Raw genomic sequence first — 14,520 nt, 5'->3', positions numbered from 1 at the left:
GCCGTCCGGCGAGCCCGATGGCGTACAAAGTCGTGCCTCCCGGTTGCCCCTCCCTTTCGTACCCCCCCTAGACTGAACATCCAGCAGGTGGCTCACGCTCGAAAGGCGCCCCCGTGTCCATCGGCAACTCCCCCGAAGACGACCGGCCTTCGATCGGTCGTGCCCTTCAGCAGGCTCGTATCGCCGCAGGTCTGACGGTCGAGGAAGTCAGCAGCTCCACCCGGGTGCGCATCCCCATCGTGCACGCGATCGAGGAGGACGACTTCTCGCGCTGTGGCGGCGACGTCTACGCACGCGGCCACATCCGCAACATCGCCCGTGCCGTCGGTACCGACCCGGAACCCCTGGTCGAACGGTACGACGGTGACCACGGCGGCCGTCCCGCACCGACCCCCGCGGCCCCGCTGTTCGAAGCGGAGCGCATCCGTTCCGAACCGCGCCGTCCCAACTGGACCGCGGCCATGGTCGCGGCCATCGTCGCCGTGATCGGCTTCGTCGGCTTCACCCTCTTCAACGGTGCGGACGACAAGCCCTCGAACACCGCCCAGGTCGCGGAGGGCTCCAAGCCCGACAAGACCGCGGCCAAGCCCACCACCACCAAGCCGGCCGCGCCCCCGGTGCCGTCCGAGAGTGCCATCGCCGCCGCCCCCCGGGACAAGGTGACGGTCAAGCTCGGCGCCAACCAGGGCAAGAGCTGGATCTCCGTCAAGGACCACAACGGACGGCTGCTCTTCGACGGGCTGCTGCTCGAAGGTGAGTCCAAGACCTTCCAGGACAAGGAGCGCATCGACCTCGTCCTCGGCAACGCCGGGGCGATCGAGCTCTTCGTCAACGGCAAGAAGCTCCAGGACCGATTCGAGCCGGGTCAGGTCGAGCGGCTCTCGTACACCAAGGGTGACCCCGAGGCCGGCTGATCCCGCGCCTCTCACCGCGCCGACGGGCGCCCGGCCCAGCGCCGGGCGCCCGTCGGCGTTCCCGGCCCGCCCCCGGCCTGCTGCTCTGCCTGCTACGCGGAGTAACAGGCGGCGGGGAGGCAACCCTGCACGGCGGGAGGGGCGCCGGGACAAAGTAGTCTTGAGTCCATGCCCGAACGCCGTACCGTCGCCCTTGTCACTCTTGGCTGCGCCCGTAACGAGGTGGACTCGGAGGAGCTTGCAGGCCGCTTGGCAGCGGACGGCTGGGACCTCGTCGAGGATGCCTCCGACGCGGATGTCGCAGTCGTCAACACCTGTGGGTTCGTCGAAGCCGCCAAAAAGGACTCCGTCGACGCCCTGCTCGAAGCCAATGATCTCAAGGACCACGGCCGCACCCAGGCCGTGGTCGCCGTCGGCTGCATGGCCGAGCGCTACGGCAAGGACCTCGCCGAGGCCCTGCCGGAGGCGGACGGCGTCCTCGGGTTCGACGACTACGCCGACATCTCCGACCGGCTCCAGACCATCCTCAACGGCGGCATCCACGCCTCGCACACTCCGCGCGACCGCCGCAAGCTGCTGCCGATCAGCCCCGCCGAGCGGCAGTCCGCCGCGGTGTCCCTGCCGGGGCACGCCCAGGAGGCGCCCGCCCCGGCGCCCGTGGACCTCCCGGAAGGTGTCGCCCCGGTCTCCGGACCGCGCGCACCCCTGCGTCGGCGGCTCGGCACCAGCCCCGTCGCCTCGGTGAAGCTCGCCTCCGGCTGCGACCGGCGCTGCTCCTTCTGCGCCATCCCCTCCTTCCGCGGATCCTTCATCTCCCGCCGCCCCTCGGACGTGCTCCAGGAGACCCGCTGGCTGGCCGAGCAGGGCGTCAAGGAGGTCATGCTCGTCTCCGAGAACAACACCTCGTACGGCAAGGACCTCGGCGACATCCGCCTCCTGGAGACCCTGCTGCCCGAGCTGGCCGACGTGGACGGCATCGAGCGCATCCGCGTCAGCTACCTCCAGCCCGCCGAGATGCGTCCCGGCCTGATCGACGTCCTCACCTCGACGCCGAAGGTCGCCCCCTACTTCGACCTCTCCTTCCAGCACTCCGCCCCCGGCGTGCTGCGCGCGATGCGCCGCTTCGGTGACACCGACCGCTTCCTGGAGCTGCTGGACACCATCCGGAGCAAGGCCCCCGAGGCCGGCGCCCGCTCCAACTTCATCGTCGGCTTCCCCGGTGAGACCGAGGCCGACCTCGCCGAGCTGGAACGCTTCCTCACCGGCGCCCGCCTCGATGCCATCGGCGTCTTCGGGTACTCGGACGAGGAGGGCACCGAGGCGCTCGGTTACGAGAACAAGCTGGACGCCGACACCATCGCGGAGCGCCTCGCCCACATCTCGCAGCTGGCCGAGGAGCTGACCTCGCAGCGGGCCGAGGAGCGCGTCGGCGAGACCCTCCAGGTGCTCGTGGAGTCCGTCGAGTCGGACGAGGACGGCGAGGTCGCGGTCGGCCGCGCCGCGCACCAGGCCCCGGAAACGGACGGCCAGGTGGTCTTCACCACACGCGAGGGACTCGTGCCGGGCCGTATGGTCGAGGCAAAGGCAGTGGGCACCGAGGGCGTCGACCTGGTGGCCGAACACCACGAGCTTGCGGAGGCAGCCAGATGACGGGAGCCCCGGCATCCGCGGCAGGCGGTTCCGGCGCGAGGCCGGTCCGCGGCGGCAAGCTGGGCACCGCGGCCGTCAACCAGGCCAGCCTGTGGAACATCGCGAACATCCTGACCATGGTGCGGCTGCTGCTCGTGCCCGGTTTCGTCCTGCTGCTGTTCCACAACGGCGGGTACGACCCGGCCTGGCGCTCCTTCGCCTGGGCGGCCTTCGCGATCGCCATGATCACCGATCTCTTCGACGGTCATCTGGCCCGGACGTACAACCTGGTCACGGACTTCGGGAAGATCGCCGACCCGATCGCCGACAAGGCGATCATGGGTGCGGCGCTGGTCTCCCTCTCGATCCTGGGCGATCTGCCGTGGTGGATCACCGGGGTGATCCTCGCCCGTGAGCTGGGCATCACGCTGATGCGGTTCTGGGTGATCCGGCACGCGGTGATCCCGGCCAGCCGGGGCGGGAAGCTGAAGACCCTGGCCCAGGGGACGGCGGCCGGGATGTACGTCCTGATGCTCACGGGGCCGCTGGCCACCCTGCGGTTCTGGGTGATGATGGTGGCCGTCGTGCTGACGGTGGTCACCGGGCTCGACTACGTACGTCAGGCCGTCGTCCTGAGGCGCAGGAGCCTTGCGGCTGAGCGCGCGGCGGTGGGGCGGACTACGGAGGCGCTTCAGGAGGCGGCGGGGGCTCCGGGGGCTGGGGCTTCCCGTGATGCTGGTGGGTCTGGTGGGTCTGGTGGGTCTGGTGGGTCTGGTGCTGGTGATCCCGGTGCTTCTGGTGGTGCCGGTGTTGCGGGTGCTGCTGTTACGGGTTCGGCTGTGAGTCTGTCCGGTGGATCGACGCCTGTGGGGCCCGCCGTCGGTGCACGCGACGGCGCGGAGGCCGAGCGGTGACAGCCGCTGCCCGCGTGCTGGGGCGACTGGGCGAACGCGGGGAGACGCTCGCCGTCGCCGAATCACTGACGGGCGGCCTGGTGGCGGCCGAACTCACTTCCGTACCGGGAGCCTCGAAGTCCTTCCGGGGGTCGGTGACGGCATATGCCACGGCCCTCAAGGCGGAGATCCTCGGCGTCGACGCGGACCTCCTCGCGGAGCGCGGTGCGGTGGATCCCGAGGTCGCGCAGCAGATGGCGGCCGGTGCACGGCGTGCGCTCGGCGCGGACTGGGGCATCTCCACGACCGGCGTCGCGGGCCCGGAGCCGCAGGACGGACAGCCCGTCGGAACGGTCTATGTGGCCGTCGCGGGACCCTCCGGCGTCGAGAAAGTGTCCGTACTGCGGTTGAATGGTTCGAGGGCGGACATCCGTAGAGAGAGTGTACGAAGCGTCCTCGATCTGCTCGTGAGCGAACTCGATGGAAATGCGCGGGCACAGGATACGGAACAGATCGGGGGGAATTGATGTTTGCAGCCCTGAGTGAACACGACATCGCTCCCCGCACGGCCGCAGCACAAGGCGGTACGGTAGGGCGTGAAGGATGCGGCTACGCGGTCCGAGGAGGGAGCCACCGATGATTCTGCTCCGTCGCCTGCTGGGTGACGTGCTGCGTCGGCAGCGCCAGCGCCAAGGCCGTACTCTGCGCGAAGTCTCCTCGTCCGCCCGGGTCTCGCTCGGTTATCTGTCCGAGGTGGAGCGGGGGCAGAAGGAGGCATCCTCCGAGCTGCTCTCCGCGATTTGCGACGCGCTTGACGTACGGATGTCCGAGCTCATGCGTGAAGTGAGCGACGAGCTCTCGCTCGCTGAGCTGGCCGAGTCGGCAGCTGCCAGTGATCCGGTCCCAGTACCGGTTCGTCCCATGCTCAATTCCGTCTCCGTCTCGTCGGTCGCAGGAGTGCCGTCGGGTCGGGTGACCATCAAGGCGCCCGCAGAAGCGGTGGACGTCGTCGCCGCCTGATCCGCGCGCGGCACAGTGCTCGACCGGAGTCCCGGTCGGCCCCACAGGGGTCGGCCGGGACTTCTGTTTGTGCCGGGAACTTTTGTGTGTGAGGTGCCGGATAGGGGGCAGACGGAGGTTGAGGCCGACATGACTGTTTTGTTTGATTTGTGCCATCGTGGGTGGTGCGCCGAAACGGTCAGCGAAACGCCTGACGACGGTCAGCAGTACGCCTGACGGATGGGAGTTGTGCATGTCTGTGGTGAAGAGCCCACTGTCCGAGAGCGATCTCAAGCTCGTAGGAGAAGCGCTGCAGGGCGCGCTGGTCGATCTGGTCGACCTCTCCCTCGTGGCGAAGCAGGTCCACTGGAACGTGGTCGGCCCGCGCTTCCGGTCCGTGCACCTCCAGCTCGACGACGTGGTCGTCACGGCCCGGCAGCACTCCGACACGGTCGCCGAGCGCGCCTCCGCGATCGGGGTCAACCCGGACGGCCGCTCCGCGACCGTTGCCAAGGAGACCGCCATCCGGTCCGTCCCCGAGGGCTGGATCAAGGACACCGACGCCGTCAAGGCGCTCGTGGACGCCCTGGGCGTGGTCATCGGACGGATGCGGGAGCGCATCGAGGTGACCGACGAGCCGGATCCCATCACCCAGGACATCCTGATCTCACTGACGGCGGACCTCGAAAAGCACGCCTGGATGTTCCAGGCCGAAAGTGCCTGAGCGGAAGGAATCGACATCGTGACTGGTGACAACGCCATGGACAAGCTCAAGGGCAAGGGCAAGGAGGCCGTCGGCAAGCTGACCGGCGACCGCCGCAAGGAGTCCGAGGGCAAGGCCGACCAGGCCAAGGCCACGGCCAAGGACAAGGTCGACGAGGTCGGCGACCGTGCGAAGGGCGTCACGGACTCCCTGCGCAACGACGACAAGTAGCAGCCGGCGGCGCCTCGCAGCGCTGTCCGCATCGAGTGCCCCCGCCGGTCACCGGTGGGGGCACTCGGCGTTCCCGGGCCGGGTGCCCCTTCGGTCGTCCGTTCTGGATGCAGAGGTGCTGCTGCCAGGGGAAACTGCCCGAAAGGACGTCGGCCGCAGGAGGACAGCGATGGTACGGCGGTGGGTGCCGGCGCTGGTCCTCGGCGGGCTGTGGTGGTGGGCGGTGCTGCGGCTGGTGCTGCAGCCGGAGCAGGCCGGTGCGGTGGAGGGGGCGGTGGCGGCGGGCGGCTGGGGGCTGAGCCTGCTGCCCGTCCATGTGGCGTCGGTGGCTGCGGCGTCGGGTCGGAAGGGGGCGGAGGCGTCGGTGGGGTTGGAGGAGCGGATGGGGGCGGAGGGGCCAGCGGTGCTGGAGGGGCCGGAGCCGCAGGTGGGGGCGGAGGGGCGGGCTTCGCGGGCTTCACGGGCTCTGCGGGCTTCGCGGGCCGTCTGGCCGGGGCGGCTTGTGGTGGGGCTCACCAGGGCATGGCGACGCCGCCGTTCGGGCGGAGGATCTGGCCGGTCGTGAAGGCCGAAGCGTCGGACGCCAGATGCAGCACGGTGTGGGCGACCTCCTCGGGTTCGCCGACCCGGCCGAGGGGAGAGATCCGGGCCATCGTCGCCTCCGCCCGCTGCTGCTGTTCGGCTCCGTGCCGGTCGGTCATCGGCGTCCGGATCCAGCCCGGCGCGACCGCGTTCACCCGTATGGCGTGCGGGCCCAGCTCGGTGGCGAGCGTCTTGGTGAGCTGGACCACGGCCGCCTTCGCCGCGCTGTAGCAGAGGAGGCCCGCGCTCGCAGAGTCCACGGCGCCGGATGCCATCGTGATCAGCGAACCGGGTGCGGCGCGGGCGATCATGGAGCGGGCCACTTCCTGGCAGGCGTACAGGACCCCTTTGAAGTTGACCGCCAGCACCCGGTCCAGGTCGTCGTCCTCGGTCTCCAGGACGCTGCTCGTGTGCATGATCCCGGCCACGGCCACCAGGATGTCGATCTCTCCCGCCGCGTGGACGGCCGCCCGGACCCTGTCCCGGTCGGTGACGTCGAGCGGGTGGGTGCGGGCCGTGCCGCCCGCGCTCGTGATCATCTCGTACGTCCGGCGCAGGCCCGTCTCGTCGCGGTCGGCGCAGTGGACCGTGGCCCCGGCCTCGGCGAGCAGTACGGCGCTCGCCCGGCCGATACCGCTCGCCGCGCCGGTGATGAACGCGGAGCGGCCCGTGAGGTCGTACGCGTCGTACGCGGAGAGGGGCATGGCGGGACCGTACGGCCATATCTGACGGGTCGTCAATTGGTGCGTCGGGCTTTGTTCCCTTCGGTTCCCCAGGCGTCGGGCCCGAGTGATCAGAGGGTCGGGCCCGACTGGCAGGTGGGGCACCAGTACGTGGGCCGGTCGTCCTGGTCGACCTTCCGGACTGGGGTGCCACAACGCAGGCAGGGGAGGCGGGCCCTGCCGTAGACGTACAGGGGCTCCCGCACCCGGAACGGCGGGAGGGGGCGCTGTGGGTGCGTGGGGGGCGGGGTGCTCGTGCGGGGGCGGCGTTCCGCGCGGATCGTCGTGGTGCGGGTGGGGCGGTCCCGGTTGGCATCCAGGAGCCGGTGGGCCAGGGCGACCAGTCGGGGGAGGGTCCCGTCGGGGAGGGCGCCGACCGGGAGCCAGGGGGTGGTGCGGGCCAGGAAGCACAGCTCGCACTTGTAGACATTGCCGATGCCCGCGAGGTTGCGCTGGTCGAGGAGGGCCTCGCCGAGGGGGCGGTCCGGTGCGGCGAGCAGCCGGTCCACGGCGAGATCGGGGTCCCAGTCGGGGCCCAGCAGGTCCGGTCCGAGGTGGCCCACGGCCTTGTCCTCCTCGCTGGTGCGCAGCAGTTCGAGCACGGGGAGGCGGTAGCCGACGGCGGTGTGGTCGGCGTTGGTCAGCACCGCGCGGATCTGGTGGCCGGGGCCGCCGCGCCAGCGCTCGCCCGGTGTGTACACCCGCCAGGCCCCGTCCATCCGGAGGTGGCTGTGCAGGGTCAGCCCGCCCTCGATACGGGTCAGCAGGTGCTTGCCCCGGGCGATGACGTCGAGGACCGTGCGGCCACTCAGGTCGGCGGTGGCGAACCGGGGGACGCGCAGGTCGGCGTGGGTCAGGACCCGCCCCGCGAGCGCTGCGTGCAGCCGGGCGGCAGTCTGCAGGACGGTGTCTCCTTCGGGCATACCTCCATGATGGGCCCGCCCGGCTCAGGGACGGGCCTGCCTGGCTCACGGTGGGCCCGCTCGGCTCAGGGGGCTGCCCCGGCTCGGGTCGCGGATGGGCCTGCCCGGCTTGCGGGGGCCCGCCCCGCTCACGCCCTCAGGCGCAGGCCTTTCGGAGTGGCGAGGAACCCGGCCGCCTCCAAGGTCCGGCCCAGCGGGGAGGTGAGGGAGGAGACACCGTTCGTACGCTCCACGGTGACGGTGCCGAGCGCCCCGGCCCGGGCCGAGGCGGCCAGGGCCCCGGCGGCCGCTCGCAGCGCGGGGGCCTCGGGGTCGGACGGCCAGGCGAGCAGGGACTTGCCGCCGCGCTCCATGTAGAGCGTCAGCTCGCCGTCGACCAGGACCACCAGCGCCCCCGCCTTGCGGCCCGGTTTGTGCCCGGCGCCGTCCGGGGACTCCGGCCACGGCAGGGCGGCGCCGTACGCGTTGGCCGGGTCGGCCGCCGCGAGCACCAGGGCCTGGGGCGCGGTCCCCGGATCCCTGCGGTCGCGGGCCGTTGCTGCTGCCCGTAGCCGGTCCACCGCACCGTCCATCGCGAACTGGGCGGCGCCAAGACCCTCCACCACATAGCCGCGCCGCGCCTGGCCGCTGTCCTCGAAGGCGGCCAGGATGCGGTACGTCGCGGAGAAGCCGCCCTCCACCCCCTCGGCCTGCACCGCGCCTCGGGTCACCACGCCGTGCCGGTCCAGCAGGGTGCGGGCCAGGGCATGGGCGCGGTGGGTCGGCTCAAGCTCACGCGGGGGCAGCAGGGACCAGCGGCCGGAGACCGTCGGGGGGCCGGTGCGGGACGCGGGCCGGGCGGCGGCGGTGAGCGATCCGTAGCGGCCGCGCGGAACGCTGCGCCGGGCGCGGTGGGCGGTGGAGCCCGCTGTCCGGCCGGAGCCCAGGAGGGAGCGCAGCGGGGCGAGGGTGTCGTTGGTGAGCCGCCCGGACCAGGCCAGCTCCCAGAGGGCGTCGGCGAGCTGCTGGTCGGTGCAGTCCGGGTGGGTGGTGGCCCGGACCTGGTCGGCGATCTGCCGGAAGAAGAGGCCGTAGCCGCCGGAGAGGGTGGTGAGCAGGGACTCGTGGAGCGCCGACAGCTCCAGCGGGTGGGGGGCGGGCAGGAGGAGGGGCGCGCTGTCGGCGGGGTAGAGGGAGATCCAGCCGTCCTTGCCGGGCAGGGCTCCCGCTCCGGCCCAGACGACCTCGCCCGTGGTCGTCAGCTCGTCGAGCATCGCCGGGGTGTAGCCCATGACCCGGCTCGGCAGGATCAGCTTCTCCAGGGCGGAGGCGGGGACGGGCGCTCCCTGGAGCTGTTCGACGGCGCGGGCCAGCCCGTCGATGGACCGCAGGCTGTGGGAGCCGAAGTGCTGCCACTGGGGGAGGAAGGAGGCGAGCGCGGCGGGCTCCACCGGCTCCAGCTCCTGGCGGAGCGCGGCCAGCGAACGGCGGCGCAGTCGGCGCAGCACCGTGGCGTCGCACCACTCCTGGCCGATGCCCGCCGGGTGGAACTCGCCCTGGACGGTTCGGCCGGAGGCGGCGAGGCGTTGCAGGGCGCCGTCCGTGACGGCGGTGCCGAGCCCGAACCGCTCGGCGGCCCGGGCGGCGGTGAACGGGCCGTGCGTCCGGGCGAAGCGGGCGAGCAGGTCACCGAGGGGGTCCTTCACCGGCTCGGTGAACGCCTCGGGCACCCCGACCGGGAGCGCTGTGCCCAGGGCGTCGCGCAGCCGCCCGGCGTCCTCGATCGCCGCCCAGTGGTCGGCCCCGGCGATGCGGACCTGGATCGCCCGGCGGGTGGTCGACAGCTCTGCGGCCCAGGCCGGCTCGGCGCCCCGCTCGGCCAGCTCGGCATTGGTCAGGGGGCCCAGGACGCGCAGCAGATCCGCGACTCCTTCGACGTCCTTGATCCGGCGGTCCTCGGTGAGCCACTGGAGCTCCCGCTCCAGCTCCGTGAGGACCTCGGGGTCGAGCAGTTCGCGCAGCTCGGCCTGGCCCAGCAGCTCGGCCAGGAGGTGGGAGTCCAGGGAGAGTGCGGCGGCCCGCCGCTCGGCGAGCGGTGAGTCGCCCTCGTACAGGAACTGCGCGACGTAACCGAAAAGAAGGGAGCGGGCGAACGGCGAGGGCTCCTGGGTGGTGACCTCGACCAGCCGGACCCGGCGCGCCTCCAGGTCGCCCATCAGCTCGGTGAGCCCAGGGACGTCGAAGACGTCCTGGAGGCATTCGCGGACGGCCTCCAGGACGATCGGGAACGAACCGAACTCGGAGGCCACCTGGAGCAGCTGGGAGGCGCGCTGGCGCTGCTGCCAGAGCGGGGTGCGCTTGCCGGGGGAGCGCCGGGGGAGCAGCAGGGCGCGGGCGGCGCACTCGCGGAAGCGGGCGGCGAACAGCGCCGAGCCACCGACCTGGTCGGTGACGATCTGCTGCACCTCGCCCTGGTCGAAGACGACGTCGGTGGCACCGACCGGGGGCTGTTCGCTGTCGTACGAGAAGGGCTGCGGGGTCGGTTGGCCGGTCGCCGTGTCCGTGGCGGGCGGGGCGTCGAAGTCCAGCAGGTCCAGGCCCATCATGTCCGCGTCGGGGAGCCGCAGCACGATCCCGTCGTCGGCGTGCATGACCTGGGCGTCCATCCCGTACCGCTCACCGAGGCGGGCGGAGAGGGCGAGCGCCCAGGGGGCGTGCACCTGGGCACCGAAGGGGGAGTGCACGACGACCCGCCAGTCGCCCAGCTCGTCCCGGAACCGCTCGACCAGGATCGTCCGGTCGTCCGGGACATGGCCGCAGGCCCGGCGCTGCTCGTCCAGATAGGCCAGGATGTTGTCCGCCGCCCAGGCGTCCAGCCCGGCGGCGAGCAGCCGCAGCCGGGCGTCCTCCTCGGAGAGCCCGCCGATCTCCCGGAGGAACGCCCCCAGGGCGCGGCCCAGCTCCAGCGGACGGCCCAGCTGGTCGCCCTTCCAGAACGGCAGCCTTCCCGGAACGCCCGGGGCGGGGGAGACGAGGACCCGGTCCCGGGTGATGTCCTCGATCCGCCACGACGTCGTACCCAGGGTGAAGACATCGCCGACCCGGGACTCGTAGACCATCTCCTCGTCCAGCTCACCGACCCGGCCGCCGCCCTTCTTCGGGTCCGCGCCTGCGAGGAAGACCCCGAAGAGGCCCCGGTCGGGGATGGTGCCGCCCGAGGTGACGGCGAGCCGCTGCGCGCCGGGGCGGCCCGTGACCGTACCGCCGACGCGGTCCCACACGACCCGGGGGCGCAGCTCGGCGAAGGCGTCGGAGGGATAGCGTCCGGCGAGCATGTCGAGGACGGCCGTGAACGCCGAATCGGGGAGTGAGGCGAAGGGGGCGGCGCGGCGGACCAGGGCCAGCAGGTCGTCCGCCTGCCAGCTGTCCAGCGCCACCATGGCGACCAGCTGCTGGGCCAGGACGTCCAGCGGATTGGACGGGATGCGCAGCGCCTCGATCGCCCCGGTCCGCATCCGCTCGGTGACGACGGCCGCCTGCACCAGGTCGCCCCGGTACTTCGGGAAGACCACTCCGGTGGAGACCGCGCCCACCTGGTGCCCGGCCCGGCCCACCCGCTGGAGACCGGAGGCGACGGAGGGCGGGGACTCGACCTGGACCACCAGGTCGACCGCGCCCATGTCGATGCCGAGCTCCAGACTGGAGGTGGCCACCACGGCGGGTAGCCGCCCCGCCTTGAGGTCCTCCTCCACCTGGGCCCGCTGCTCCTTGGAGACCGAGCCGTGGTGGGCGCGGGCCAGCAGCGGGGGAGCGCCCTTGCCCGCGCCGGACTGGGCCATGATCTCGGCGGGGGCGTGCGCCTCCGGCAGGGCGGCGACTTCCGGCAGGTCGGGGGCGGGGTTGTCCGGGTCGAAGGCGGTGCCGGTGGCCCGTTCGTACGCGATCTCGTTCAGCCGGTTGCACAGGCGCTCCGCCAGCCGACGGGAGTTGGCGAAGACGATGGTGGAGCGGTGCGACTGGACGAGGTCGGCGATGCGCTCCTCGACATGCGGCCAGATCGACGGCTTCTCCGCCTGGGCGGCGTCCCCGTCGGTGGCTGGTGAACCGCCCAGCTCGCCCAGATCCTCGACCGGGACGACCACCGAGAGGTCGAACTCCTTGGTGGACGGCGGCTGGACGATCTCCACCTTGCGCTGCGGCGACAGGAAGCGGGCCACCTCGTCGACCGGCCGGACCGTCGCGGAGAGCCCGATCCGGCGGGCGGGCCGGGGCAGCAGCTCGTCCAGGCGCTCCAGGGAGAGCGCGAGATGGGCGCCGCGCTTCGTCCCGGCGACCGCGTGCACCTCGTCGAGGATCACCGTCTCGACGCCCGCGAGCGCGTCCCGGGCGGCGGACGTGAGCATCAGGAACAGCGACTCGGGCGTGGTGATCAGGATGTCCGGCGGCCGGGTCACCAGGGAGCGCCGCTCGGCGGGCGGGGTGTCCCCGGACCGGATGCCCACCCGCACCTCGGGCTCGGGCAGGCCGAGGCGCACCGACTCCTGTCGGATGCCGGTCAGCGGGGAGCGGAGGTTGCGCTCCACGTCGACGGCCAGTGCCTTCAGGGGGGACACGTACAGCACACGGCACCGCTTCTTCGCCTCGGCGGGCGGCGGACCGGCGGCCAGCCGGTCCAGCGAGGCGAGGAACGCGGCCAGCGTCTTGCCGGAACCGGTCGGCGCGACCACCAGGACATCGCTGCCCTCGCCGATGGCCCGCCAGGCACCCTCCTGCGCGGCGGTGGGCGCGCTGAAGGCACCGGCGAACCAGCTGCGGGTCGCGGGCGAGAAGGCGTCGAGAGCGGAGCCGGTCATGTCCCCCATCGTGCACCCCGCCACTGACAACGGCCCCCGACACCGCCCGGAGCCGCCCCCTCGCCTTGCGTCGAACCCGCCCCCTCGCTCCGCGTCGAACCACCCCCTCGCCCTGCGTCGCACGGCCGGGACCTGCGAGAATGTGGCCATGGCGGGAGCGGTTCGGGCGACGGAGTGGGCGCGGCACTGGACGTACGCGGAGCTGCCCGACCTCGATCTCCTGCGCGCCCGGTACGTCCGCCACACCTTTCCCCGGCACAGCCACGAGGGGTACGTGTTCGGCGCGGTCACCGGCGGTGTGGAGGACGTGGGGGTGCCGGGCGGCACGGTCCACGCGATACCCGGCACCGTCGTGATGATCAACCCGGAGGTGCCGCACACCGCCCGCCCCGGACGGCCCGAGGGCTGGGCGTACGACACGCTGTACCCCTCCGCCCAGGTGATCAACGCCATCGCGGCCGAGGTGACACCCCTGCGCGGCACGGTGGGCTTCGCCGAGACCCGGGTGACCGACCCGTACGCCGCCCGGCTGATCACCCAGGTCCACCGGGCCGCCGAGGAGGGCAACGCGCTGGCCGCCGACAGCCTGCTGCGGGTCCTGGTCGCCCGTCTCCTCGACCGGCACGGCAGCCCGCTGCCCAGCGTGGCGCCCCGGGCCGGGGGCGCGCGGGACGTGGAGCGGGCCCGTGCCGTGCTGGAGGGGCGGATGGCCGCGCCGCCCACGCTGGAGGCGCTCGCCGCCGAGCTGGGCACCAGCCCGTTCGCGTTGCTGAGGGCCTTCAAGAAGGAGTACGGGATGCCGCCCCACACCTGGCTCACCGACGCCCGGGTGCGGCGGGCCCGCCGGCTGCTCGACGCGGGCATCGCCCCCGCCGAGGCCGCGACCGCCGTCGGTTTCACCGATCAGCCGCACCTCAACCGGCACTTCACCCGGATCGTGGGGGTCCCGCCCGGCGCGTACCAGCGCGAGCGCGGCGTGCACCGGCGTGGGCGGCACGCGTCCTAGGTGCTGTTTGGGGTTCGGATCTTCGTGAGGCTCGCTGGTGGGGTGGGTGGAGCTGGTAGAACTCGGGTGTGGCGCGTTTCGATGTGACTGATGCCGAGTGGGAGTTGGTCGAGGAGTTTCTGCCGGTGGCGGCGACGGGTCCGCTGCCCAGGCGGGTGCGGGACCAGTTCAACGGCGTGTTGTGGAGGTTTCGTACCGGCTGCGGATGGCGTGATGTCCCGGAGCGTTACGGGTCCTGGTCGACGGTGTACTCGCGGTTCAACGCCTGGTCGAAGGGCGGGGTGTTCCAGGCGCTGATGGACGGCCTGATCGCCGAAGCGGCGGCGCGTGGACGGGTCGGGCTGGAGCTGGTCAGTGTGGATTCCACGATCGTGCGGGCCCATCACGAATCGGCCGGATTGGCGGTTGCCGGAGAGACCCTGGATGCCCTCGAACAGGCACTGACCGAGGAAAAGGGGGTTCCGCTGCCGGAGCAGGGACCGGTCCTGAGGGTGATGCGCCACAGGCCACACCCGGTGCGGGCGCCGAGGAGGAGACGAGCCGTGACCGTGCTGCGACCCGGTGGCGTCGGCGGGCACGGGCGAAGGCGGCAGGACTGGGCCGGTCCCGAGGCGGGCTGAGCAGCAAGGTCCATGCCGCGGTCGACTCGGCGGGGCTGCCGCTGGTGTTCGTCCTGACCCCTGGCCAGGCCGCGGACTGCCCGCAGTTCCAGGCGGTCCTCGACCGGATCCGGGTCCCCGGTCCCCGCGGCCGTCCGCGCACCCGGCCCGGTGCGGTGGCCGCCGACCGGGCCTACTCCTCAAGGGCCAACCGTGCCTACCTGCGCGGACGCGGGATCACCGCGGTCATCCCGGAGAAGACCGACCAGGCCGCAAACCGGCGGAGGAAGGGCTCGTTCGGCGGTCGACCCGTTGGCTTCGACCCGCACCGGTACCGGCAGCGCAACACCGTCGAGCGCTGCTTCCAGAAGATCAAGACCTGGCGCGGACTAGGTGAGGTCGACTCGGGGCGCCCTGCTGATGTTTCCACCAGTGGGTCTCCCCGAGCCGCCTCCCGAACCCGGCGTGCCCGTCTCCGGGCACCGGG

The 14,520-nt window shown here is 72.3% G+C and carries 12 protein-coding genes and 1 pseudogene; 10 read left to right on the top strand and 3 right to left on the bottom strand.

Annotated elements, in window-relative coordinates:
* Positions 1 to 113: 113 nt before the first annotated feature.
* From ACFW9Z_RS35630 to ACFW9Z_RS35600, 7 genes are all read left to right on the top strand, one after another.
* Positions 114 to 914, top strand: coding sequence for a helix-turn-helix domain-containing protein (locus tag ACFW9Z_RS35630; protein WP_384647784.1), 801 nt, complete (start codon positions 114 to 116; stop codon positions 912 to 914).
* Between the two features lie 168 nt (positions 915 to 1,082).
* The gene (rimO, locus tag ACFW9Z_RS35625) at positions 1,083 to 2,564 is read left to right on the top strand and encodes a 30S ribosomal protein S12 methylthiotransferase RimO (RefSeq protein ID WP_384647781.1); all 1,482 of its coding nucleotides are present in this window, start codon (positions 1,083 to 1,085) and stop codon (positions 2,562 to 2,564) included.
* Complete coding sequence (gene pgsA, locus ACFW9Z_RS35620; protein WP_384647779.1) at positions 2,561 to 3,457, top strand: CDP-diacylglycerol--glycerol-3-phosphate 3-phosphatidyltransferase; 897 nt, start codon at positions 2,561 to 2,563, stop codon at positions 3,455 to 3,457. The genes rimO and pgsA overlap by 4 nt, the downstream gene beginning before the upstream one ends.
* Positions 3,454 to 3,963: a CinA family protein gene (locus ACFW9Z_RS35615; protein ID WP_384647776.1), complete on the top strand. Its 510-nt coding sequence runs from the start codon at positions 3,454 to 3,456 to the stop codon at positions 3,961 to 3,963. The genes pgsA and ACFW9Z_RS35615 overlap by 4 nt, the downstream gene beginning before the upstream one ends.
* A 109-nt stretch (positions 3,964 to 4,072) precedes the next feature.
* A complete protein-coding gene (locus ACFW9Z_RS35610; RefSeq protein WP_003965837.1) occupies positions 4,073 to 4,456 on the top strand; it encodes a helix-turn-helix domain-containing protein in 384 nt (127 codons plus the stop codon).
* A 232-nt stretch (positions 4,457 to 4,688) separates the two neighbouring features.
* Entirely contained in the window at positions 4,689 to 5,159 is a 471-nt protein-coding gene (locus ACFW9Z_RS35605) for a Dps family protein (RefSeq protein WP_084750206.1), read from the top strand.
* 36 nt (positions 5,160 to 5,195) lie between these two features.
* The gene (locus ACFW9Z_RS35600) at positions 5,196 to 5,369 is read left to right on the top strand and encodes a CsbD family protein (protein ID WP_070199577.1); all 174 of its coding nucleotides are present in this window, start codon (positions 5,196 to 5,198) and stop codon (positions 5,367 to 5,369) included.
* 512 nt (positions 5,370 to 5,881) lie between these two features.
* Here the strand turns inward: ACFW9Z_RS35600 and ACFW9Z_RS35595 are convergent.
* From ACFW9Z_RS35595 to ACFW9Z_RS35585, 3 genes are all read right to left on the bottom strand, one after another.
* On the bottom strand, positions 5,882 to 6,655 hold the full coding sequence (locus tag ACFW9Z_RS35595) for an SDR family NAD(P)-dependent oxidoreductase (RefSeq protein ID WP_384647773.1): 774 nt from the start codon (positions 6,653 to 6,655) through the stop codon (positions 5,882 to 5,884).
* A gap of 89 nt (positions 6,656 to 6,744) precedes the next feature.
* On the bottom strand, positions 6,745 to 7,596 hold the full coding sequence (locus tag ACFW9Z_RS35590) for an Fpg/Nei family DNA glycosylase (RefSeq protein WP_384647770.1): 852 nt from the start codon (positions 7,594 to 7,596) through the stop codon (positions 6,745 to 6,747).
* 128 nt (positions 7,597 to 7,724) lie between these two features.
* Positions 7,725 to 12,428: a DEAD/DEAH box helicase gene (locus ACFW9Z_RS35585; protein ID WP_384647768.1), complete on the bottom strand. Its 4,704-nt coding sequence runs from the start codon at positions 12,426 to 12,428 to the stop codon at positions 7,725 to 7,727.
* Between the two features lie 148 nt (positions 12,429 to 12,576).
* On the opposite strand from ACFW9Z_RS35585, the gene ACFW9Z_RS35580 reads away from it, so the two are divergent.
* From ACFW9Z_RS35580 to ACFW9Z_RS35570, 3 genes and pseudogenes are all read left to right on the top strand, one after another.
* Positions 12,577 to 13,434 (top strand): AraC family transcriptional regulator, encoded by an 858-nt coding sequence (locus ACFW9Z_RS35580; protein WP_384647765.1) that lies wholly within the window; start codon positions 12,577 to 12,579, stop codon positions 13,432 to 13,434.
* 68 nt (positions 13,435 to 13,502) lie between these two features.
* Positions 13,503 to 14,054 carry an IS5 family transposase gene (locus ACFW9Z_RS35575; RefSeq protein WP_384647763.1) on the top strand — a complete coding sequence of 184 codons (552 nt, stop codon included), beginning with the start codon at positions 13,503 to 13,505 and terminating at the stop codon, positions 14,052 to 14,054.
* Positions 14,027 to 14,425: pseudogene (locus ACFW9Z_RS35570) on the top strand (IS5 family transposase); the annotation flags it as partial. The gene ACFW9Z_RS35575 and the pseudogene ACFW9Z_RS35570, both read left to right, overlap by 28 nt.
* Positions 14,426 to 14,520: the final 95 nt, after the last annotated feature.

It is taken from the genome of Streptomyces sp. NPDC059452, assembly GCF_042750035.1.
Lineage (GTDB): Bacteria > Actinomycetota > Actinomycetes > Streptomycetales > Streptomycetaceae > Streptomyces.
This window is presented reverse-complemented; position numbering and strand designations above follow the sequence as displayed.